This is a genomic window from Novosphingobium rhizosphaerae, assembly GCF_050920675.1.
GTDB lineage: Bacteria > Pseudomonadota > Alphaproteobacteria > Sphingomonadales > Sphingomonadaceae > Novosphingobium > Novosphingobium rhizosphaerae.
Genome location: NZ_CP137861.1, coordinates 1,789,016 through 1,810,890 on the forward strand (window position 1 = coordinate 1,789,016; position 21,875 = coordinate 1,810,890).

Consider the following 21,875-nt stretch of genomic DNA (forward strand, 5'->3'; position numbering starts at 1 on the left):
AGCAGATTCCCTCACTGGTGTTGGCGCGGCCACTAGGGTGGGGGAAAGTCAAACCGGTGACGCTGTTTCAGCGTCCGTCATTGCATTGCAACAAGGCGCACATTTTTTCGCACATGCACATGCCGCAAACGCGAAAGGCCGCCGTGGCAGGAGAACCACGGCGGCCCATCGGGAAACGGCATCGGGGGCTGCCGCCTGACAGTGCCGAAACGCGCGTTCCGGCTAAGGACGATCAGAACCGGATCGTCAGCGCGGTCTTGCCGCCATAGCTGGAAGCGGTGCCCACATTGCCTTCGAACGTCCAGCTGATCGCGTCGGACAGGTCGATCTGTCCGCCCAATCCCAGCTTGGCGCGGGTGCGGGCAAAACCAGGGTTGTGCACGGTGAAGAGCGTGTCTTCTACCGCCACGCGGGCCTGCACCGCGGGCATGCCGCTGTCGAGATCCTGCACGGCCGAAACGTTGGCAAAGCCCTGGACCCGCGGGGCCAGGCGATAGCCCAGCTTGATCCCGCCCGAAAGCGCGGTGAACGCGTCGCGCTGTGCTGCCACGGCCAGGCTGTCGAGCGTGGGGGCGCCGCTTTCGGCAAAGCCATCGACCTTGTTGACCATGGCCAGCACTTCCCCGGTCAGGTCGAGCGAGAGCTTGCCGGTGACGCGGCGATATTCCAGGCCGCCGCCATAGAGGCTGGACGAGCCGTGGACATCGCCGAAGCTGGCCGTGCCTGCGTTGGTCACGCGCGTGCCCTTGAACGTGTAGTCGGCAAAGGCGGCGCGAGCGGTCAGGCGCAGCGCGCCATCGTGGGTGACAGGCACCGAGACGCCGAAGCTGTACTGATCGCCCTTGGCATCGCCCCGCATGAGCGCGGTGGACACATGGCCGTCGCTGTGGGTGAAGCCGAACTGCGCGCGGGCAAACGGCACTTGCGCCGCGACGCCCAGGTTGAAGCGGTGGTCGGTGCTGGCCAGGCGGCTGTAGCCCGCACCGTCGCGGCCCTTGGCCTGGCCGGTGCCGAACCCGCCGGTGACGGCAAAGCTGGGCTTGTCGACCATGTCATAGCCCGAAAGATCGAGCAGGTTGTCGAGCAGCGAGACGCGCAGATGCTGGGCCAGGCCGGCATAGGCTTCGGGCGAAGCCTTGGCGAAGACGCTGGCCACGGCGGCATCGGCGTTGCTGCCGCTGCCCAGTGCGGTGGCGGCGTATTCGATCAGGCGGCCGCCGTAATACTGGTTGACCCCGCCGGCCGAAGCCACGCGCAACTGTTCGACCATCGCTTTCTGGTTGGCGTTCTTGCCCAAGGCGGCTTCGAAGCTGGCCGGGGTATAATCGCCCAGGCCGACCAGCGTGCCGGTGGCCAGGTTGAACGCCACGGCCTTGCCCATGGCGCTGCTGACCGTGCCGAAATGGCCGGACACGGCGCCGGGGGCAAAGCGGAACAGCGTGACTTTCTGGCCCAGTGCCAGGGTGAAGCCGGTGCTGTTGGCAATTTGCAGGCTGGCGCCATGATCGATTGCCAGCGTGCCGGAAACCACGACCTGGTCATAGCCGCCATCGGCCGCCGAGAGTCCGGCGCCGGCGGCGCCTTCCACGTCCATCACCGCCACGGCGTGGTTTGCCAGCGCCAGATTGGTGAAGTGGATCACGCCCGGCGAATTGCCCGGTGCCAGTGTGCCGGTGCTGGTACCGCCGAACTGGGCGCTGCCGCCCACGCTGCCCACACCCGTGAGGGTGCCCTGGTTATCGACCACCAGCGTGGTGGTGTTGAGCGTGCCGCCGGCGCTGCCATTGGCATTGCCCAGGTGCAGCGTGCCGCCGTCGTCCACCGTGGTGGCGGTGGCATTGACCGTGCCGGTCAGGTTCATCACGCCGCCCACGGCCACTTGCGGGGCATTGAGCGTGCCGCTGGACAAGACGTTCATGGTGCTGCCGTCCTGCACCTGGAACGTGCCGGAGGCCGAGGTGATGGTGTTGGCCAGGTTGAACGTGCCGCTGTCGAGCGCGACATCGCCCGCGCCCGTCACCGTGCCGGCAAAGTTGCCGCCATTGGCCAGGATCAGGTGATTGCCGTTGAGCGCCAGGGTGCCCGTGCCGGTGAGGTTGTTGATCGTCTGGTCGCCGCCGGTCAGCGAAAGGCGTGCCGGCGTGGCGACATAGACCTGAAGGGCATGGTCGAGCACGTCGGCGCCCGCCACGGTGACGCCACCATCCATGATCGCCAGGGTGGCCGGGGCAAAGCTGCCCGCGCCGCCGGCCAGGGTAAGCGTGGCGCTGCCGGTCTTGACCACGGCCGCGCCGCTGCCATCGGGGTTGCGCGCGGTATCGATGCTGCCGGCAAAGGTGGCATCTTCGGTCTGGTCGATGGTCAACACGCTGGCCGCGCCCAGGTGGAACGCGCCGCCGCTGCCCGAAAGCGTGCCCGTGGCATAATTGGCCGTGGTGGTGATCGATCCGCCGGCCATGACCGTCTGCCCCGTCACCACGATATCGGCGGCGCTGGTGATCGTGCCCAGGTTGCCCAGCGCGCCGAAATGGTTGACCGATCCAGCCGAGAACGTGGCCGTGCCGGCGTTGCCGAAGCCCAGCGACAGGTCCAGCGTGCCATCGTTGTAGACCGTGCCATAGCTTTGCAGGCCATAGCCATCGAGCGTGGCGCCTTGGGCAACCGCGATCGTGCCGTCTTCTCCGTTCGAACCCAGGTCACCCAGGGTGAGGTGATCCCACACGTTGACCTGGCCGCTGTTGGCGATGGTGGTCACCGTGCTGTGGGCCGCGACGTGGACCATGCCGGCGTTGGTCAGCCCGGCGATGGCATCATCGGTGCCGATCACGAACGTGCCCGCGCTGCCCACGTTGACCGTGGCGCTATCGGCTAGCGTGCCGCCGCCAAAGGTGTTGAGCGTGCCGCCATCGACTGCCAGCGTGCCGGTAAAAGTGTTGGTGCCGGTCAGGAACAGTTCGCCATCGCCGGTCTTGGTAAAGTTGCCGCTGCCGCCGATCACGCCGGCAAAGGTGGTGTCTGCCGCCTGGTCCACGGTGAGCGTATTGGCGCCAAGCGCGATCGTGCCATTGCCCGAAAGCCAGCCGATCGTCTGGTTGCCATTGTCGAGGCGCAGCGTGGCGGCCTGGTCAATCGACACGCGCAGCGCGTGGTCGAGCGTGTCATCGCCATCGACCGCCACGGTGCCGTTCCACAGGTCCATGCTCCAGGTGGAAAAGCTTTGCGGGCCGCCCGCCAGGGTCAGCGTGCCGGTGCCATACTTGGCAAAGATCGCCCCGGTGCCGTCTTCGCGGCGCGCGGTATCGACCACGCCGGAATAGGTGCCATCGGCTTCCTGGTTGACTTCGAAATAGGCGCCGACCCCCAGGTGCACCGCGCCGCCCGCGCCCGAGAACGTGCCCACGAACAGATTGCGCGTGGTGGTGAGGCTGCCGGCATCCTGGGTATAGACGCCATAGTCGCGGATATCGGCCTCGGCGGTGATGATGCCGGCATTGGCCAGGCCGCTCAGCACGGTCTGCGCGGTGGCGGCGAAGGCCATGGTTCCGGTCGCATCGTTGGTGGTCATCCCGTCAACGAACAGCATGCCGGCGCTGCTGAAATTGCCGGCATTGCCCAGGGTGCCGGCATAAGTGCTGGCGCTGGCGGTCAGTTGCATGGTGCCGGTGGCGGTGTTGCCGAGCAGGCCGGCCACATCGAGCAAGCCATCGCTGTGCAGCGTGCCGCTGTTTTCCAGGCTGCCGAGCACGGCGCCGGCCTGGTCGCTGACGAGGACCGTACCACTGCTGGTCATCGCACCCGAAACGCCGAGCGTGCCATCGAGCTGGACCAGCCCGGCATTGTCGAGCGTGGCCGCTGTGGTCTGGCTGCTTGCGGCAAGATCGAGCAGGGCTTCGGCCTGGTTTTCGATGCGGGCGGCCACGGCCAGGGTGCCCAGGTTGCGCACCGTGCCGCCGGAATTGACCAGATCCTGCATCCACGCGCTGGCATCGGTGGCGATCAGGGTCAGGCCGGTGTTGGTGGCCAGGTGGTTGACGATCAGGCGCCCGTCCACGGTGGTCTGGCCGCTGTTGGCATAATCGTCCAAAGTGATGGTGGTGGGGGCGGTGACAGTGGTTTCGCCCTGATTGTCGAGCGCGGCAAAGCTGTCGGTGGTGCCCAGGCGCAGCGCGGCACCGTCTGCCACCGTAACCGCCAGGCTATCGGCCAGCGTGCCGCCGCCGGTGGTGTCGATCCCGCCCGCGGCCACGGCAAGGCCACCGGTGAAGCTGTTTTCGCCCGTCAGGGTAAGCCAGCCCGCGCCGCGCTTGATCAGGCTGCCTGCGCCGATGAAGACGCCGGCATAAGTGCTGTCACCCGATTGATCGAGATCGAGCGTGTTGGCCACGGTGCCGCTCATCCCGCCCAGCTGGGTCACGCCGGTAGGGTCCTGGAAGCCGGTGGTGACGAGGTGGCGGACGGCGGCCAGTTCGGCGCCATCGCCATCGGTGTCACCCACCACGACCATCACGCCGTCGTTGGTGAAACGGCCCGAGGTGGTGATATCGCCCACCATGTGGAACAGGCCGCCATCGACATTGGTGAAGCTGCCGTTGACGCTGAGGTGATCGGTGGCAATCATCCAGCCGCTGTTGACCACGCTGCCGGTGGTGCTGTCGCCCCCGGTCAGGCCAAGCAGGCCTGCGTTGGTGATCGTGCCGGTGGTGGCGCCGCCCAGGAAAGCGAGCAGGCCGGTGTTGACGATGGTCCCGGTCTGCGCTGCCGCGTGGAAGGTGATCTCGCCGTCGTTGGCAATGGCGCCGGTGGAAACCGTGCCATAGGCATTGAGCGTGCCGGCTTGCGCCACGGTTACGGTGGTGAGCTTTTCTGCGACGCGCAGGTTGAGCGTGCCGCCCGAAATCGTCACGAACCCGCCGCTGGTGGCATTCATCAGGCGCCCGCTCGTGCCGTCCAGCGTGGTTTCCAGCAGGCCGTTGTGCAAGGTTACGCCATCGAGGCTGTTCTGCGCCGTCATGGTCAGCGTGCCGGCATAGCCGGTGTCGTTCACTTCCAGCGTGCCATTGCGCCACACGCCCGAAAGCACGGCGGAATCGCTATCGGCGTCGGCATTGTCATAGACCGCGACGCGGCCGTTGAGGCCGGCCAGATTGACCGTGTTGACCAGGGTGACGACGCCGGTGCCATAGTCCGAACCGAACAGCAGCGTGGCATCGACCGGCACGAAGCCGCCCGCATTCCACGTCAACGATTGGCCGGTGGTGCTGGTCAGCGCGCCGAAGTTGAGCGTGAGGCCATCGTCCCCGGCGGCAAAGCCACCGCTGCCCGACCACGAAAGCTGGTGCGGCAGGCTGCCCACGCGGCGCACCATGGTGCCCGAGGTGAGCAGGACGCCGGCGGTATCGTTGGACAGGTCTGCCCCGATCGTGCTCGATCCGTTGAACAGGATATGGCTGTTGGTGTTGATGCCCTGGCCATCGTCGGCCTGGAGCGTGGCGCCTTCGATATAAGTGTTGCCGGTATAGGTGTTGGCGCCCAGGAACTGCACCAGGCCGCCGCCGGTGACGTGGATGTCTGCCCCCGCGCCCGGCGCATAGCTGGCCCCGCCGATCGAGGCGGCGCTGTCATCGGCGATCGTGCCTTCAAAGCGGATGGTATGGCCGGCGCCCGGCGCCAGCGTAACCATGCTGCCTTTCATCATGAACAGATCGGACCCGGCCGATTGCCCGGCTTCGCCGCCGTTGTTGGAAGAGCCGGCCAGCACCGCATTGTTTTCGAACAGGGCATTGCCGGTGATGTTGAGGCTGCCACCGGTGCGCACGAAGATCGCCCCGCCATAGCCCGAACCGCCACCGCCGCCGGTGCCATCGCCCGCAGAGCCCACGCCGCCGCCAAAGCCGGCCGTGCCGCCCGCGCCATCGCCGCCATCGGCCGAATTGCCGCCCCAGCCGCCCGCGCCGCCGGCACCGCCAGAACCGCCGCCCGCGCCAAAGCCGCCCGCGCCGCCATCGCCGCCATCGCCGCCGGCGCCGCCATCGGTGCGCACCGTGGCGCCATCGCCGCCGCTGCCGCCCGCGCCGCCCTGGCCGCCGCCGAAGAAGGTATCCCCATCGCCGCCCGCGCCGCCCGAGCCGCCATCGCCGCCGTGGGCCACCAGGCCCAGGCCCAGTTCCACCTGCCAGTTGACCAGGTCCACCCCGGTCTGGATGACGTTGACGATCTTTTGCACGGTGTTGGCGATCTTGGCCGCCGCCACCGTGGGCTTGGGCAGCGGATCAGGCGCGCCTTCGGCCGCCGCTTCGACGAAATCGGCGTTGATGTCGATCACCTGGCTGGCGAACGAGAGCATCAGGTCCATGTTGTAGGGCAGGCCGCGCGTGCCGTTGCCGCCCATGCCGCCCTTGCCGCCGCTGCCCCCGGTCGGCGTGGCACCCGCGTCATAGCCATTGGTGCCCGAAACGCCTTCACCATCGTGGAAGATGGTGTTGTACATGCTGCCGCCCTGGCCATTGCCGCCGGTGCTGCCGCTGCCTGCGGCCACCAGCCCGTTCATCGCGCCGCCGGTGTTGAGCGAGCTGGCCGAGGAATCGATCCGGTACGACACGACGCCGGTGACCGGGTTGATCGCGGTGATCACTGCATTTTCCGGCACGCCATCGCCGGTCATCAGCATCCCCACCTTGAGCCCGGCGGTCGAGGCCAGGGTGAGCGTGGAATTGCCGCTGGAAATGACTTTGCCGAACGAGAGGAACAAGCTGCCATCGGCAATGGCATCGACCGACGCCTGGCTGAGCGGGTTGGACAGGGTGATGACCCCGCCATCCACCGCCAGCACCACGGTGCCATCGGGAATGCCGGTGCCGGTCACGGTCATGCCCACGGCCAGCGTGGCATTGGCGCCCGACAGGCGGATCACGTTCGATCCGGCGGTGCCGCCTGCGGTGCTGGCCGAAAAGCCCGACATGCCATCCACCGGATCGGCAAAGGTGATCGTGCCGTCGCTGGCGATGGACTGGATCGAGGTGGTAAAGGTGCTGCCGTCGAACCGCGCGGCAGTGACTTGCATGCCCGCCTGCAACCCGGCCAGTTTCACGCCCGTGGCCTGGATGCTGTTGGCCGTCACGCTCTTGAAGCGCGAGGCCTGGTATTCGCCGGCGCCGATCACGTCAAAGCTGGCTGCCTGGCTGGCCTGGCCGGGATCGGCCCGCACGATGGCGTTGGACAGCGTGACGCTGGTGACGGCGTTGTTGGTGCCATAGGTGACGGCGGTAATGGTGGTGCCGGCGGGAATGCCATCGCCCACCACCGCCATGCCGATGCCGAGCTGGCTGGGGGTGAAATGGCTGCTGCTCACGTCCACCACGTTGCTGCTGGTGGCAGCGCCGCTGAAGCTGACGGTGCCGCCGCTCACGGCCGCGACATGCGACGCGTCGACCGCTATGCCCTGGCCGGCAAAGGTTACCGCCGCGCCATTGACCGCTGCGATCGTGCCGGTGCTTTCGGTGCCCTTGATCTGCACCGTGGCGCCCGCGCCCAGCATGCCGTTGGCCGACGACATGGTGACGCCGGTGATGTAATAGGTGCCGCCCACCTTGGTGACCGTGGGCGTGGCTTGCTGGATCGAGGTTTCCTGCGCTTCCACCGTGAGATTGGCCAGCGGCACCACGACCGGTGCGATCTGCGCCACGGCGATGCCGCCGCCTTCGCCGCCCTTGGCGGTGTTGCTCTTGAACTGCACGTTGTTAAGCGTGAGCGTGCCGCCCTGGTCCACGAAGAACACGCCGCCCAGGCCACCGCCGCCGCCGCTGCCCGCGCCGCCTTCGGTGAAGAAATTGGTGTAGATGGTGGTGCCGTCGGCACTGCCGGCGGTCTGGCTGGCGCCCGATGCCACGATCACGCCCGCCGCGTCGGACCCATCGACAACCGTGACGGTGTTGGAAGGCGCGGCCTGCGCGCCCGAAGCCAGCGCGAGGCTGGCGGCCAGAGTCGACGAGGATAGCCGCAGCAGCGAAGCGATTTTCATGTGGTCTGCTCCCAAGGGATCCGCATGAGGCCGCTGTCAGGCATGATTCTTTACCATGCTGGACGAAGTGGGTTGGCCGTGACGGATACAAAAACGGACGGATTTAATTCGGAATATTACACATGCCCGACGTGCGAAGGGGCCGTGCGTCGCTGGGCAGCTGTCTAGAATTAACCGTCTTGAGAAAGGCTGGGAGCGGAACTAGCCGCAAATGCGTAGCGCGGCCCGGAAGACCGGACCGCGCTGCAGGACGTCGTCAGAAATGATGCAGGGCGCGCGCCGCGCCGGCGGCACCTCAGCCGCGGGGCTGGAACGCCACGGTGATCCGGTCCGGGCTGGCGCCGCCCAGGCCGGTGAGCGCCACGGTGCAGGCTTCCTGCCAGCGGTGCGCGTCGCAGCGCGCCTGGGCCACGGTTTCGGCGCTGGCGCCGCTGGCGCGATAGCGGGCGATAAGCTGGCCCTGCTGCACCTTGGCGGTCTGGACGTTCTGGCGCACCATCGTCACCACCGCCAGGTGATCGCCATGCCGGACCAGCCGGGGCGGCGCCAGGACCACGCCGGCCGGCGGGGTTGCCAGTTCCACCGCAGGAAGGGCGGCTGGCGGCAAGGTGCCGGCGGCATGGGCGGGAACCGCGCCCAGCACGAGGGCGGCGAAAGCGAGCCGGGGCAGGGGAAACTGGGGCAGGGTGTTCATCAGCGGCTTCCAATATGCGGGGGCGATCGGACTTGCCCTTCCAAGCCGGTGGCGGCACGCGAGTCAAATTCGCTAACCATACTGCAAAAGCGCTGCTCCGTTGCGGGACAGCGCATGCGGCAAAGGTTCACGAGGGATGCTCGTCGGTGTCCTCGTCTGCCCAGATGACGTGGGAATCGATTTCCAGCTTGATCAGGCTGCGGATCGCCTCGCTGCGCGCGGCCACTTCGAGGCGGGCGGCTTCGTGCGCCTGGCGGCGGGCGAGCAGGGCATCGGCCAGGTCGATCGCGCCCAGTTGCTGGCCGCGCGCGGTGCGCGTGGCGGCTTGCGCGGTGGAACGGGCCGAAGCGGCGATCCCTTCCCAGGCGGCGCGGCGGCCGCGCGCGTTGACCAGATCGCCATCGGCCATTGCCTCCACCTCGCGCCGCACGTTGGCCAGATCGAGCAGCCCGGCGCTGGCCTGGGCGCCGGCTTCCTCGGCCAGGGCCTTGCGATAACCGCCGCCCAGCGGAATCTGCAGCACCAGCCCGCCGCCGCGCTCCATCCCGCTGCGCTCGCTGAACGCGCGGAAGCCCACGCTGGGATCGGCGGTGCGGTCGCGTTCGGCGCGGCGGGCGAGGGTGCCCAGCCGCGCCGCCTCGCGGTCGGCCGCGCCGATCTCGTGGCTGCGGGCGATGACCAGGTCGCGCAGGGTGGCCAGATCGTTGGCCGGGGTGGGCACGTCGCCCAGCGCCGGCGGCGAATCGGGCAGGGGCAGATCGGGAAAATTGGCGGCGAGCAGCGCACGGGCCTGGGCCATGTCGGCCGCGCTCATCGCTGCGGTGCCCTGGGCCTGGTCGCGCGCGGCGCGGGCCTGGTCCACATCGAGCGTGGCGGCATCGCGCAATTGCTGGCGCCGCGTGATGGCGGCCAGCGCCTCGTCCAGCACGGCCACGTTGGCCTGGTCCACGCGATAGAGCTCACCTGCGGTGAGCCAGTCGAACCACAGTTGCGAAAGCAGCAGGGCGGCCTGGTGGCGGCTGTCTTCCATGCGGTTGTGCGCCACGTCCACCCCCAGGGCGCCAGCCTCGCGATCAAGCGAGGCCTTCCCCGGCAGGCGGATGGGGCGCAGCACCTGGGGATCGAATTCCTGGTAGCGGCGCTCGTTGGTGACGTCGCGCGCCTGGATCGTGCCCGAGATCAGCACTTCGTGGCTGCCCCTGGCCAGCGCGGTGGCGGCCGAGCGTGCCGCCGCAACGCGCGCGCCGGCGGCCGCGACGGTGGGGTGATTGTCCAGCGCGGCCACCACCGTGGCTTCGGGCGGCAGGTTGGGCGGCGGGGTTTCGGCCACCGGCGCGGCCAGGGCTGTCGTGGACAGCAAGGCCGGCACGAGGAAGAGAGAGGCCAAGCGGCGCATCAGGCGATCCTGCCCTGGGAGTGAACGGGAACCGCGTGCCAGCGCACCGGGGCACGGCAGCGCGCATCGCGGGCAGTATCGACCAGCGCGGTGGCGCGGCTTTCGGGCACGATCAGGGTGAGCGCGGTGCGGCGCAGCAGGCCTTCGACCTGTTCGCCCGTGCCGGCGTCGGCATAATCGTGGCCCAGCACGACTTCGTCCTGCCAATGCACCGGGGCATCGGCCACGCCGCGCAGGGCCAGGGCCAGGCTTTCTGCGTCGCCACGCGCGCAATGGAACGTGAACAGCAGGTCAGCCATGGTGCGCCTCCGCCGGCATGTCGGTCTGGCTTGATCGTCCGGTTTCGGCACGCTCGGCCGCGCTTTCCCCGAAGCGGGCGAAGAGGATCGGCAGCAGCACCAGCGTGAGCAGCGTGGAGGTGACGAGGCCGCCGATCACCACGATGGCCAGCGGGCGCTGGATTTCCGAGCCCGGCCCACTGGCAAACAGCAGCGGCACAAGGCCGAACGCGGTGATGCTGGCCGTCATCAGCACCGGGCGCAGGCGGCGCTGCGCGCCCAGCCGCACCACCTCGGCCATGGGTAGACCTTCCTCGCGCAGCTGGCGGAAATAGGCGACCAGCACCAGCCCGTTGAGCACGGCAATGCCGAGCAGCGCGATGAACCCGACCGAGGCCGGCACCGAGAGATATTCCCCCGACACCCACAGCGAAACGATGCCGCCGACCATGGCAAAGGGAATGTTGGCCAGGATCAGCGCCGACGCCCGCAGCGAGCGCAGCGTGGCGAGCAGCACGCCAAAGATCAGCAGCAGCGCCATCGGGATGACCAGCATGAGCCGCGCGGCGGCGCGCTGCTGGTTTTCGAACTGGCCGCCCCATTCGATGCGATAGCCCGCGGGCAGCGGTACGCGCTGCGCCACCTGGGCCCGTGCATCGTCGACATAGCCCACCAGGTCCCGCCCCGAGACGAAGGCCTGCACCAGGGCAAAGCGCGAGGCGTTTTCGTGATCGAGTTTCACCGGCCCGGCCGTGCGCGAAACCTGTGCCATATCGGCCACGCGGGCCACTGCGCCCGACGGGGTAAGCATCTGCATGTCGGCAAAGCGGGTGGGGTCGCTGCGCAGGGCGTCTTCACCCCGGATCACGATCGGCACCCGGCGCTGGCCCTGGGCGACGATGCCGGCCGGCATGCCTTCCACCGCCGCGCGCAGGGTGTCCTCCAACTGGTCCACCGGCATGCCCAACCGCCCGGCGGCCACGCGATCGACATTCAATTGCAGGTAATCGACATTGTCGTTGGCGACGGTCAGCACTTCGCTGGCGCCGCGCACGCCCTTGAGCGTGGCCTGGATGCGCGTGGCGAGGTCTGCCAGGACGCGCGTGTCGGGCCCGAAGATCTTCACCGCCAGGTCGCCGCGTGCGCCGGTGAGCATTTCCGACACGCGCATTTCGATCGGCTGGGTGAAGGTGGTTTCCACGCCGGGCAGGCCATCGGTGGCGCGGCGCAACTGGTCCACCACGAAATCCTTGTTGCCGCGCCATTCCGATTGCGGTTTCAACACCACGAAGCTGTCGGTTTCATTGAGGCCCATGGGGTCGAGGCCGATCTCGTCGGTGCCGGTGCGCGCGATCACATCGGCCACTTCGGGCACGGATTTGAGCGCGCGCTGCACCGCCATGTCCACCTGGGTCGATTGCGCCAGGTTGATCGTGGGCAGCTTGGTCAGCTGCACGATGACCGAGCCTTCGTCCATCGTGGGCATGAAGGTCTTGCCGACGGCACCATAGGCCAGCACGGCGAGCGCCAGGCCACCGGCCGAAAGGCCATAGACCAGGCCCTTGCGGGCAAAGGCGCCGTCGAGCAGGCGGCGATAACGCGGGGTCAGCCAGCGCATGATCCAGGGATCGCCATGGTGACCTTGGCGGAGGCCGAACGACGCCATCACCGGCACCAGCGTGAGTGCCAGCAGCAAGGAACCGGCCAGTGCGAAGACGATGGTGAGCGCGACGGGCGCGAACAGCTTGCCTTCCAGCCCCTGAAGCGAGAGCAGCGGCAGGAACACCAGGGCAATGATCAGGATGCCGGCCGAAACCGGCACGATCACGTCGGCCGTGGCGCGGAACACCTGGTTGAGGCGCGGCAGTCCATCCTCGCGCGCTTCGCCCAGCCGCTCCACCACGTTTTCCACCACCACCACTGCGCCATCGACCAGCATGCCGATGGCAATGGCCAGGCCCCCCAGGCTCATCAGGTTGGCCGATAGGCCGAACAGGTGCATCAAGAGGAACGTGATCAGCGCCGCCATCGGCAGCGTGACCGCCACGATCGCCGCCGCGCGCCAATCGCCCAGGAACAGCACCAGCAACACGATGACCAGGATCGTTGCCTCGATCAGCGCCTCCTCCACGGTGAACACCGCGCGGCTGACCAGGTCCGATCGATCGTAGAACGTGTGGATGGTGGTGCCGGCGGGCAGGCTGGCTTGCAAATCGGTGAGCCGCGTCTTCACGCCGGCCACCACCTTTTGCGCATCAGCCCCGCGCAGGGCGATGACCAGGCCTTCGACCGCCTCGCCCTTGCCGCCGCGCGTCACCGCGCCATAGCGGGTGAGGCTGCCGGTGCCCACGCTGGCCACGTCGCCCAGTCGCAGCACGCGGCCTTCGGGATTGGCGATGACCAGTGCAGCCAGGTCTGCCTCGGTCTGGATCGCGCCGACGGTGCGCACGATCAGCGCTTCCTCGCCCGTCACCAGGCGGCCGGCGCCATCGTTGCGGTTGCCGCTTTCGATCGCGGCCTTGATCTGCGCGATCGAAAGGTGCGCGGCGGCCAGCGCGGTGGGATCGGGGCGCACTTCGAATGTGCGGACATAGCCGCCCAGCGCGTTGACATCGGCCACGCCCGGCACGGTGCGCAGGGCGGGGCGGATCGTCCAGTCGAGCAGCTCGCGCTTTTGCTGAAGCGAAAGTGGCCCGTCGATCGTGAACATCAGTACGTCGGACAGCGGCGTGGAAATCGGCGCCATCCCCCCGCTGACCGAAGAGGGCAGGTCGGCCAGCACGCCTGAAAGCCGCTCTGCCACCTGGTTGCGCGCCCAATAGATGTCGGTCCCATCGACGAAATCGATCGTCACGTCGGCAATCGCATACTTGGCGGTGGAGCGCAGCACAGCTTGGCCCGGAATGCCCAGCATTTCGGTTTCGATCGGGGTGATCACCCGGCTTTCCACTTCCTCGGGCGTCATCCCCGGCGCCTTGAGAATGATCTTCACCTGGGTCTGCGCGATATTGGGATAGGCATCGACCGGCAGGCCGAGGAATGCCCAGGTGCCGAGCGCGGCCACCGCCAGGGCCAGCCCCAGCACGAGCAGGCGATACGACAGCGAGAGCGCGACGAGCTTGCGCAGCATGGGCCGGCGCCTTTCAGTTCGCTTCGGCCAGCGCTTTCAGAGCGCTGGTGCCGGCAACGACCACGGCTTCGCCTGCGCGCACGCCGTCCTTCAGGATGACCTGGCCATCGGCCGCGCCCAGCCGATGCACGGTGCGGCGCTGGTAGCCGCGGGGCGTGGCGACGAAGACCACGTCATCCGCGCCGATCGTGGTCAGTGCGTCTTCCGGCACCGCCACCGCGCCACCCGCTGCCGGGCCCCACACCGTGAGCGCGCCCACGCGCCCGGCCACGATGCCGGGATCGGCCGGCAATTGTGCCTTGAGCGTGGCCGAACGGGTGGCAGGATCGATCGCCCCGCCCACTGCCGTAACGGTTCCCGCAACCGATCCCAGGCGCACGGTCTGGCCCACGCGAACCTGGCCGATCAGCCGCTCGGGCACTTGCGCGGTGGCTTCATAGCGCCCGGCCGCGTCGATCACGAAAGGCGCCGTGGTGCCATCCACCGGCATGCCGGCCTGGATATCGGCCTTGGTCACGCGGCCGGCGATCGGGGCCGTCAGCGTGTACGTGCCGCTGCCGCCTCGCGCGCCGACCAGCGCCAGGATGCGGGCCTTTTCGCCCACGTCGGCACCGGCCTCGGCGGCCAGGGCCCGCGCTTCGTCGGCGCGGGCGCCCGCCACGATGCCTTCGCGGCTCAATTGCGCCAGTCGCGCCGCGCTCGATTGCGTCACGCCGGCACGGGCATGGGCTCGCGCCAGGTCTGCCGAAAGGGTCATGACCTCGCGGCTGGATACCACGGCCAGGGCCTGGCCGCGCTTTACCGCATCGCCTTCCACCACCAGGGTGCGCAACACGGTGCCGGGCAGAGTGGCGGCCACCGCCACGCGGGCATTGGCGGGTGGGGCGATCATCGCGGGCAGTTCGGCCATGGGCACTTCGCCGGCCGGGCGGGCCGGGGCCGTGGCGATGCCCAGCGCCGCGGCCTTGGCCGGATCGACCGCAAGCAGGCCATTGGCGGCAAGCGGCGCTGCCGGGGCGGGCACGGCTTGCTCGGCCGGGGCGCGCGTGAACCACCAGCCGCCTGCCGCCACCAATGCCAATGCGGCCGCGCCGCCCAGAATCGCCCTGTGAATTGCCCTGTTCATCGCGCCCGGTTATCGCGCCGGCCTGACGAAAACCTGACGGCACGCGAATACGACAAATCGCGACAATTTTATGAAGCGTGGCCTCCGCGTGATTGCGGGGTGGGAAAGCGCAGGGTCAGGGTTCGTCGGCCCGCGTCGCTGGTCAGCGTGCCACCGTGGGCGGCCATGATCCGCTCGACGATATTGAGACCCAGCCCGGCGCCCTGGCGGCTGGCGTGATCGGCGCGGGCGTGGCGGCGGGTGAGGCTGGCCAGCGCCTCGGGCGCCAAGCCCGGGCCTTCGTCGGTCACGTGCAGGCAGGCACCGGGACCGGCGGCGACCCGCACCAGCCCACCCGGCGGCGTGACGCGCACGGCGTTTTCCACCAGGTTGCGCAAGGCGGCGGCCACCGCCTCGCGATGGCCCCAGACCGTTGCAGGGGAGTGCCCGGCCGGTTCGTCCAGCGCGATTTCGCGCCCTTGGGCAATCACCTGGGGCGCCAGCGTGGCCACCACGTCTTCCGCCACCGCGGTAAGCGAAAAGCCCTGGGCGCGTTGCGGCGTGGCGGTTTCCGCCTCGATCTGCGCCATCAGCAGAAGCTGGTCGACCAGGCGGTGCATCGCGGTGATCTCGCGCCGCAGATGCGCGCGGTCGAGCGCGTCGGGGCTGTCGAGTTGCATCGCCATGATCGCCAGCGGCGTGCGCAATTCGTGCGCCACGTCGGCGGCAAAGGCTTCGTGGCTGGCAGCGACGCTGTCGAGCCGGGCCAGCAGGTCGTTGATCGATCCCACGAACGGCGCGACTTCCACCGGCAGTTCCTCGTGCGGCAGGCGCAGGCCGCGCTGGGCCGGGGTGGTGGCGATGGTGCGGGCCGATCGCGCCAGGGGGCGCAACGCGCGGTCGATCACCCAGGTCGTGGCGATCAGCGTGGGCACGATCAGCACCAGGATCGGCAGGATCACGTGATCGCGCACTTCGCGCCAGGCCGCGCTGTGGTCGGGCCCGGCGAGGTCGCCGGGCGTGATGTCGTATTCCCAGAACAGGGTGAAGACCAACGTCGCCACGGCAAAGGCGCAGATGATGCCCAAACCCACCGAAAGGCGCAGGCGGATCGAGCCCCTGCCGATGCCGGTTCTTTCAGCCGGCATCACCGGCGGTCTTCCAACAGGTAGCCCAGGCCGCGAATGGTGTGGAGCATGGCGCCCAGCCCCTTTTCCTCCAGCCGGCGGCGCAGGCGCGATGCGGCGGCATCGACCGCGTTGGGGGAAACCGCCTCGTCGAAATTGTAGAGCGCGTTCTCGATCTGGCTGCGCCGCACCACGCTGCCCGCACCGCGCATCAGCAGTTCGAGCAGGTCGGCCTCGCGCCGGGCCAGGTCGAGCCGCGTGCCGGCGATGCTGGCCTGGCGGGTGGCGGTGTCGAAGACCAGCGGCCCCACTTCGATCATGGCGCTGGCGCGGGGGCCGGGCCGGCGCAGCAGGGCGCGCAGGCGGGCCGCGATCTCGGCGGTTTCGGCCGGCTTGACCAGGTAATCGTCGGCCCCTGCATCCAGCCCGGCCACGCGGTCGTCCAGCCCGCCGCGCGCGGTGAGCACCAGCACCGGCAGCGCCAGGCCGCCGGCGCGGCGCCGTTGCAGCCAAGCACGGCCATCGCCATCGGGCAGGCCCAGGTCGAGCAGCAGCGCATCGAACTGCGCGAGAGCAAGCGCGGCATCGGCGGCATCGAGGCTGGCCGCGCCATCGCAGACGATCCCGCTGCGCGCGAGCGCATCGGCCACGAGATCGGCCAGCCGCACATTGTCTTCCACGATCAGCACCCGCATGGCGCCCACGTGTAGCGTCTGATCTCGCGAAATGCACCAGCGGGGGAGGGGAGTGCCACGCAATTGCAACATTTCCCTGCTGGAGCAGAATTGGCCTGGCAGGCTTGTGCCGCCGACAAATCGCACGGGGGGTTATGACCAATTCTTGACGATACACCCTTGCAGCCTCTAGCGCCCGCATAGCTTTGTCCTGCCGGAGTGCGTCCCGTTCGCCAGATTGCCGCCTTGCCCTATCGCACCATCGGTGATGGCCTTTCCGCCCCCATCGAAGTCCTGCTCGTCACCTCGCGCGGGACAGGGCGCTGGGTCATTCCCAAGGGCAACTTCGGCAAGAACGAAGCCGCCCATGCCGCCGCCGCGCGCGAGGCAGAGGAAGAGGCCGGCGTGATCGGGGCGGTCTGCCCGGCGGCGCTGGGCCGTTTCGAATACCGCAAGACCCTGCGTTCGGGCGCGGCGGTCATGGTCCAGGTCCAGGTTTTTCCCTTGGCCGTGACCGACGAACTGCCGCGCTGGGCCGAAGGGGAACAACGCAAGCGCCAATGGTTTTCGCTTGCTGCCGCTGCCGATGCGGTGGACGAGCCAGACCTGCAAGCATTGATTCGCAGCTTCCGGGCCACGGAATTCCGGGCCCTTGCCACAACCGCACCGCTGGTCCGCAGCCTGGGCCACGTGAAAGAAAGACTGGGCATGTTTCACTGGTTCCAGAACCTGTTGCCGCGCCAGGGCAACTTCTTCGAACTGTTCGAGGCGCACGGCCAAACCCTGATCGCGGGCAGCAACGCGCTGGCGCGGTTGCTCCAGGGCGGGGCCGGCATGGCCGACCATGTGCGCGAGATCGCCGAGCGCGAGCACGACGCCGACGCGATCACCCGCGAAGTGCTGGTGACGGTGCGTCGCACGTTCCTGACGCCCTTCGATCGCGGCGCGATCACTTCGCTGATCAGCGCGATGGACGATTCGATCGACCAGATGCACCAGACCTCCAACGCGATCGCGTTGTATGAAGTCTCGGCATTCGAGCAGGAAATGAGCGACATGACCGCGATCATCGTGGAATGCGCACGCGTGATTGCCGAAGCGCTGCCGCTGCTGCGCTCGATCCACGCCAACGCCGCGCGCCTGCATGAACTGACCGAGCGCCTGGTCCGCCTGGAAGGCAAGGCCGACGAGATTCACGATGCAGGCTTGTCCAAGGCATTCAAGGCCCATGGGCAGACCGCGCCGATGCAGTTCTTCGTGGCGCGCGAGATCTACAGCCACCTCGAACGCGTGGTGGACCGGTTCGAGGATGTCGCCAACGAAATCGACGGCCTGGTCATCGACCACGCCTGATGTTCTGGGCCTGAGGAACTACGTTTCATGAACCATGTGGCCGTGGCCCTGCCCCTGATCATCGCTCTGGTGATTATGGCCTTGGCGTTCGATTTCATCAACGGGCTCCACGACGCGGCAAATTCGATTGCCACGGTGGTGTCCACCCGGCTGCTCACCCCGGTTCAGGCCGTGCTGTTTGCCGCGTTCTTCAACTTTGCCGCCTATTTCACCTTCGGCCTGAAAGTGGCCGAAACGGTGGGCAAGGGCATCATCGACAAGGACGTGATCACCCCGCAGGTGATCTTTGGCGCGCTGGTCGGCGCGATGACCTGGAACGTGATCACCTGGTGGCGCGGCATCCCCTCGTCTTCCAGCCACGCGTTGATCGGCGGCCTGCTGGGCGCCGGCACGCTGCACGCCGGCACCAACGCCATCGTGTGGAAGGGCGTCACCTCCACCACCTCGGCCATCGTGCTGTCCCCGGTGATCGGCCTGGTCGTCTCGATGCTGCTGATGCTGCTTTCGTCCTGGGCCTTTGCCAAGACATCGGCACGCACTGCCGAAGGGGCGTTCAAGAAGCTGCACCTGCTTTCCGCCGCCGCCTATTCGATCGGCCACGGCGCCAACGATGCGCAGAAGACGATGGGGATCATCGCCGTGCTGCTCTATTCGCAAGGGCTGCTGGGCGGCACGTTCCATGTGCCGGGCTGGGTCGTGCTCTCGTGCTATGTCGCCATGGGGCTGGGCACGCTGTCGGGCGGGTGGAAGATCATCGAAACGATGGGCAGCCGCATCACCAAGCTGTCGCATCACCAGGGCTTCTGCGCCTCGGCCGGCGGCTCGATCATGCTCTTCGCCGCCAGCGCCTTTGGCATTCCCGTCTCCACCACGCACACCATCACCGGCTGCGTCGTGGGCGTCGGCGCCGCCCGCCGCGCCTCGGCCGTGCGCTGGAGCGTCGCCCAGCGCGTCGTGGTCGCATGGCTGGTGACGATCCCCGCCTCGGCCTTCGTGGGCGCGGTGTTCTATGAGGTGGCGAAGGTTTTCTGAGGGGGCGCCGGGAGCCGTAGCGCGCCTCGCGCGTTGCGCGGCCATGAACTACTTCGAGCATCCGTTGGCGGCCCTCGCCATCCAGCTCCTCGTTCGCCGATTGGGCGGGACCTGGTGGCTGGGGGCGGCCATCGGCTCCGCCTATTTCCTCGGCCGCGAAATTGCCCAGGCGGAATATCGCTGGATCGAACTGTTCGGCCATGGCCTGCGCGCCAATATGCCATGGTGGGGGCCTTTGGACTTGCGCGTGTGGCCCAAGCTGGACCAGTGGGTCGACTGGATCGGTCCGCTTGTGGTGACCTGCGGGTTGGCGTTGTTTGCACAGAAGCGTTGACTGGAGCCATCTGTCGGTGTGATCCGAGTTGAGAAATGGGGCGAGCTCGCTATGCGGTAGTGGTGCTGGCATGGCAGTTGCTCGCGCATTGTCAGCGGTTACATGGGCCCCTGGAGTTACGCGTGCATCGAGCCGATCCCCCGGACCATCCTATCCTTGCCTTGCCCGAGGTCACTTTGTGCGCCGTCACATCCGTGAATGTAACGGCAACATTGTGTGCGATGGAGGCATGTCTCGATCAGATCGCATTCGGCGATTGCGTCTTGCTCACCCACGCCGATGTCGTACCGGTCCAGCCGGCAATCCGCGTGGAGCGCATTGCGCCGTTGCGCTCGTCTGCCGCCTACTCGAATTTCATGCTGCAGCACTTGCCCGATCACATACACACCAGTCACGGCCTTGTCGTGCAATGGGACGGTCATGTGCTCGATGCCGCCCATTGGGATGCGGAATTCTTGCGCTATGATTATGTCGGCGCGAGTTGGCCGCAGTTTGCCGATGGCCACGATGTGGGCAACGGCGGTTTCTCGCTACGCAGCCGGCGCTTGATGGAAGCATGCCGGGATCCGGCCTTTCGCCCGATACATCCGGAGGATGTTGCGATTGGCCGTGTCAACCGGCGATGGCTGGAACAGCAGGGCCTGTGCTTCGCTCCCCGTGAACTGGCAGATCGATTTTCTGCGGAACGCACGGGCGATCTGGCCACAACCTTTGGGTATCACGGCGTGTTTAACATGCCGGCGGCGTTGGGCGCCGATTGCTTCTGGCGGGTCTATCAAGAGCTGGATGAACGCGGAACGATCCGTCCTGACTTCTGGCCGCTCGTTCGCGCGGTCTTGCGGCGGCGTGGCGGCGTGGCGCGAGCATTTCAGATGATCCGGGATCGTGTTCTTGCTTGATGACGGTAACGCCTTGCACCCGGTGCAGCCCGTCAGGCCGAGACCTGTTGCCAGGCCTGATGACCCCTCGCGGTGGTGGCCAAAGCAATGGGTCTTGCTGGCTTTGGCCTATTGCGACGCCTTTCGACAAGAGCCTCGCAAGGTCCTGACTGCCATCAAATGGCGAATTCTGGGCAAGCGGTTGCGCGCCCGCGGCCAGCTTGCGCCCTTGCTTCACCTTTCTCCCTATGCGTACCGGCTGTGGATTGCGCGGCGTGAGCGGATTCGCCACCATGCCCCGCTCGGCCAGTTAGCCGAGCCCGAGATTTTGGCGCTAATAGACGCGATGGGGGACGTGGATGCGAATCATCTGGCGCAGACCCGGGAGATGCTCAGGCAGCAGGGCATTCCTTCCGTTGTAGTCGGTCCGCCGCCTCACACCTCCTGCGCCGACGTCGCGGCGTCGATGCCACGGGATGCGGCATCGTGGCTCTTGCTTATGCAGCCCGGCGATGTTTTGTCCCATGGCGCCATCGACCAGTATCGGGTGGCCATCGCCAACAACCAGGCTGCAGTTCTCTATGCCGACGATGATCTGATCGGTCCTGGCACGCAGCGTGGTGAGCCGCATTTCAAGCCCGGCTGGAATGCGCCATTGTTCGAGCATTTCGATTACATCACCGGGTCATGTATCGTGCGCGCCCGGCGGAAAGATCTGCTGCGGGTGACAGGCGGCGTGACCTGGGCAAGCGATCTGGTGGCAGGTATACTCGCCACAGATCCGCTGCCGCCCTGCCATCTGCCTGCGGTCTTGCACCATCGGCGTCTCCGACCGAGTCCAAGATTGCCTGCCATGCCGTTAAAGCGGGAAGCAGGTCTGCCGTCCGTCACGGTCATCGTGCCCACCCGCAATCGGGTCGATCTTCTTCGCCCTTGCCTCCAGGGGCTGGCCGCAACGCGCTATAGCCGGCTTGATATCATTGTCGTGGACAACGGCAGCGACGATCCGGCGACCTTGGCCTATCTGGACAGCCTTGATCGTGCCAGCCACCAGGTGCTGCGCCATGATGGCCCTTTCAACTATCCGGCCATCAACAACCGGGCGGTGCGCAACGCGCAGGGAGAGCTGCTCTGCCTGCTCAACAACGATATCGAAATCATCGATCCCGAATGGCTGGCGACCATGGCTACATCGGCGCTGCGTCGGGATGTCGGCGCGGTGGGCGCGCGTCTGCTTTACCCGGACGGACGTATTCAGCATGCCGGGGTCGTGCTGGGCATTGGTGGAGCCGCCGCCCATGCTCATCGTTTGCTCCATCCTGACGAAACCGGCTATTTCTCGCGACACAACCTGCCCCAGTTCGTCTCGGCGGTAACGGCCGCTTGCCTGGTTGTAGATCGCGCCAAGTTCGTTGCGGCTGGAATGCTGGATGAGGTTGCTTTTCCCGTCGCGTTCAATGACGTAGACCTTTGCCTTCGTCTCAACCAACGAGGATGGCAGTCGTTTTACGAACCGCGGGCAACCCTGATCCACCACGAATCGGTTTCGCGTGGGCATGATCGCGATCCCGTCGGCGCAGCCCGGTTGGAACGGGAACTGGCTGCTTTGAGGCAGCGGTGGGGTACGGACCGTATGGTTGATCCATTCCATCACCCTGAACTCAGCCGTGAGAGCGAACGCTTTGCGATTGCCCTGTGACTCCATCTGGCGATGGTGCCTCACGGTTTTCATTCAATTTACGGGCAGTTCTTCCAACCACCCGTCCAGATGATTGCGAATTGCGGCGGAAAAGACTGCTTGCATTGCACTTCGGATGTTTTTTGCGACGAATCCATATGTGCCAGCAGGCACCCATT

Annotated in this window: 13 protein-coding genes; 5 read left to right on the top strand and 8 right to left on the bottom strand. The window is 67.3% G+C overall.

Going from position 1 to position 21,875, the window contains the following annotated elements:
* Positions 1-232: 232 nt before the first annotated feature.
* From R9J51_RS08160 to R9J51_RS08195, 8 genes are all read right to left on the bottom strand, one after another.
* Positions 233-8,017 carry an autotransporter-associated beta strand repeat-containing protein gene (locus R9J51_RS08160; RefSeq protein WP_179506372.1) on the bottom strand — a complete coding sequence of 2,595 codons (7,785 nt, stop codon included), beginning with the start codon at positions 8,015-8,017 and terminating at the stop codon, positions 233-235.
* Between the two features lie 295 nt (positions 8,018-8,312).
* Positions 8,313-8,711, bottom strand: coding sequence for a hypothetical protein (locus R9J51_RS08165; RefSeq protein ID WP_179506373.1), 399 nt, complete (start codon positions 8,709-8,711; stop codon positions 8,313-8,315).
* Between the two features lie 127 nt (positions 8,712-8,838).
* Entirely contained in the window at positions 8,839-10,107 is a 1,269-nt protein-coding gene (locus R9J51_RS08170) for a TolC family protein (protein ID WP_179506374.1), read from the bottom strand.
* The gene (locus R9J51_RS08175; protein ID WP_179506375.1) at positions 10,107-10,406 is read right to left on the bottom strand and encodes a DUF3240 family protein; all 300 of its coding nucleotides are present in this window, start codon (positions 10,404-10,406) and stop codon (positions 10,107-10,109) included. Before R9J51_RS08175 ends, R9J51_RS08170 begins: the two co-directional genes overlap by 1 nt.
* Entirely contained in the window at positions 10,399-13,515 is a 3,117-nt protein-coding gene (locus R9J51_RS08180) for a CusA/CzcA family heavy metal efflux RND transporter (protein ID WP_179506376.1), read from the bottom strand. Before R9J51_RS08180 ends, R9J51_RS08175 begins: the two co-directional genes overlap by 8 nt.
* A 13-nt stretch (positions 13,516-13,528) precedes the next feature.
* Positions 13,529-14,641, bottom strand: a complete 1,113-nt coding sequence (locus tag R9J51_RS08185; protein ID WP_179506377.1) for an efflux RND transporter periplasmic adaptor subunit — start codon at positions 14,639-14,641, stop codon at positions 13,529-13,531.
* A gap of 68 nt (positions 14,642-14,709) precedes the next feature.
* Complete coding sequence (locus tag R9J51_RS08190) at positions 14,710-15,768, bottom strand: sensor histidine kinase (protein ID WP_168554095.1); 1,059 nt, start codon at positions 15,766-15,768, stop codon at positions 14,710-14,712.
* On the bottom strand, positions 15,768-16,442 hold the full coding sequence (locus tag R9J51_RS08195) for a response regulator transcription factor (protein ID WP_168554096.1): 675 nt from the start codon (positions 16,440-16,442) through the stop codon (positions 15,768-15,770). Before R9J51_RS08195 ends, R9J51_RS08190 begins: the two co-directional genes overlap by 1 nt.
* A 198-nt stretch (positions 16,443-16,640) precedes the next feature.
* On the opposite strand from R9J51_RS08195, the gene R9J51_RS08200 reads away from it, so the two are divergent.
* The 5 genes from R9J51_RS08200 to R9J51_RS08220 all read left to right on the top strand — a co-directional run bounded on the left by R9J51_RS08200 (position 16,641) and on the right by R9J51_RS08220 (position 21,717).
* Positions 16,641-17,774 (top strand): DUF47 family protein, encoded by a 1,134-nt coding sequence (locus R9J51_RS08200; protein ID WP_432787937.1) that lies wholly within the window; start codon positions 16,641-16,643, stop codon positions 17,772-17,774.
* 27 nt (positions 17,775-17,801) lie between these two features.
* The gene (locus R9J51_RS08205; RefSeq protein ID WP_179506378.1) at positions 17,802-18,806 is read left to right on the top strand and encodes an inorganic phosphate transporter; all 1,005 of its coding nucleotides are present in this window, start codon (positions 17,802-17,804) and stop codon (positions 18,804-18,806) included.
* Positions 18,807-18,849: 43 nt separating this feature from the next.
* On the top strand, positions 18,850-19,140 hold the full coding sequence (locus R9J51_RS08210; RefSeq protein WP_179506379.1) for a hypothetical protein: 291 nt from the start codon (positions 18,850-18,852) through the stop codon (positions 19,138-19,140).
* A gap of 122 nt (positions 19,141-19,262) precedes the next feature.
* Positions 19,263-20,039 (top strand): DUF5672 family protein, encoded by a 777-nt coding sequence (locus R9J51_RS08215; protein ID WP_179506380.1) that lies wholly within the window; start codon positions 19,263-19,265, stop codon positions 20,037-20,039.
* Positions 20,040-20,133: 94 nt separating this feature from the next.
* Positions 20,134-21,717, top strand: a complete 1,584-nt coding sequence (locus R9J51_RS08220; RefSeq protein ID WP_432787938.1) for a glycosyltransferase family 2 protein — start codon at positions 20,134-20,136, stop codon at positions 21,715-21,717.
* Positions 21,718-21,875 lie beyond the last annotated feature (158 nt).

Bases quoted from the DNA above. Each gene is read 5' to 3' on its own strand.
- R9J51_RS08195 (WP_168554096.1), bottom strand. From the start codon at position 16,442: ATGCGGGTGCTGATCGTGGAAGACAATGTGCGGCTGGCCGATCTCGTG.
- R9J51_RS08180 (WP_179506376.1), bottom strand. From the start codon at position 13,515: ATGCTGCGCAAGCTCGTCGCGCTCTCGCTGTCGTATCGCCTGCTCGTG.
- R9J51_RS08170 (WP_179506374.1), bottom strand. From the start codon at position 10,107: ATGCGCCGCTTGGCCTCTCTCTTCCTCGTGCCGGCCTTGCTGTCCACG.
- R9J51_RS08160 (WP_179506372.1), bottom strand. From the start codon at position 8,017: ATGAAAATCGCTTCGCTGCTGCGGCTATCCTCGTCGACTCTGGCCGCC.
- R9J51_RS08205 (WP_179506378.1), top strand. From the start codon at position 17,802: ATGAACCATGTGGCCGTGGCCCTGCCCCTGATCATCGCTCTGGTGATT.
- R9J51_RS08165 (WP_179506373.1), bottom strand. From the start codon at position 8,711: ATGAACACCCTGCCCCAGTTTCCCCTGCCCCGGCTCGCTTTCGCCGCC.
- R9J51_RS08190 (WP_168554095.1), bottom strand. From the start codon at position 15,768: ATGCCGGCTGAAAGAACCGGCATCGGCAGGGGCTCGATCCGCCTGCGC.
- R9J51_RS08210 (WP_179506379.1), top strand. From the start codon at position 18,850: ATGAACTACTTCGAGCATCCGTTGGCGGCCCTCGCCATCCAGCTCCTC.
- R9J51_RS08175 (WP_179506375.1), bottom strand. From the start codon at position 10,406: ATGGCTGACCTGCTGTTCACGTTCCATTGCGCGCGTGGCGACGCAGAA.
- R9J51_RS08185 (WP_179506377.1), bottom strand. From the start codon at position 14,641: ATGAACAGGGCAATTCACAGGGCGATTCTGGGCGGCGCGGCCGCATTG.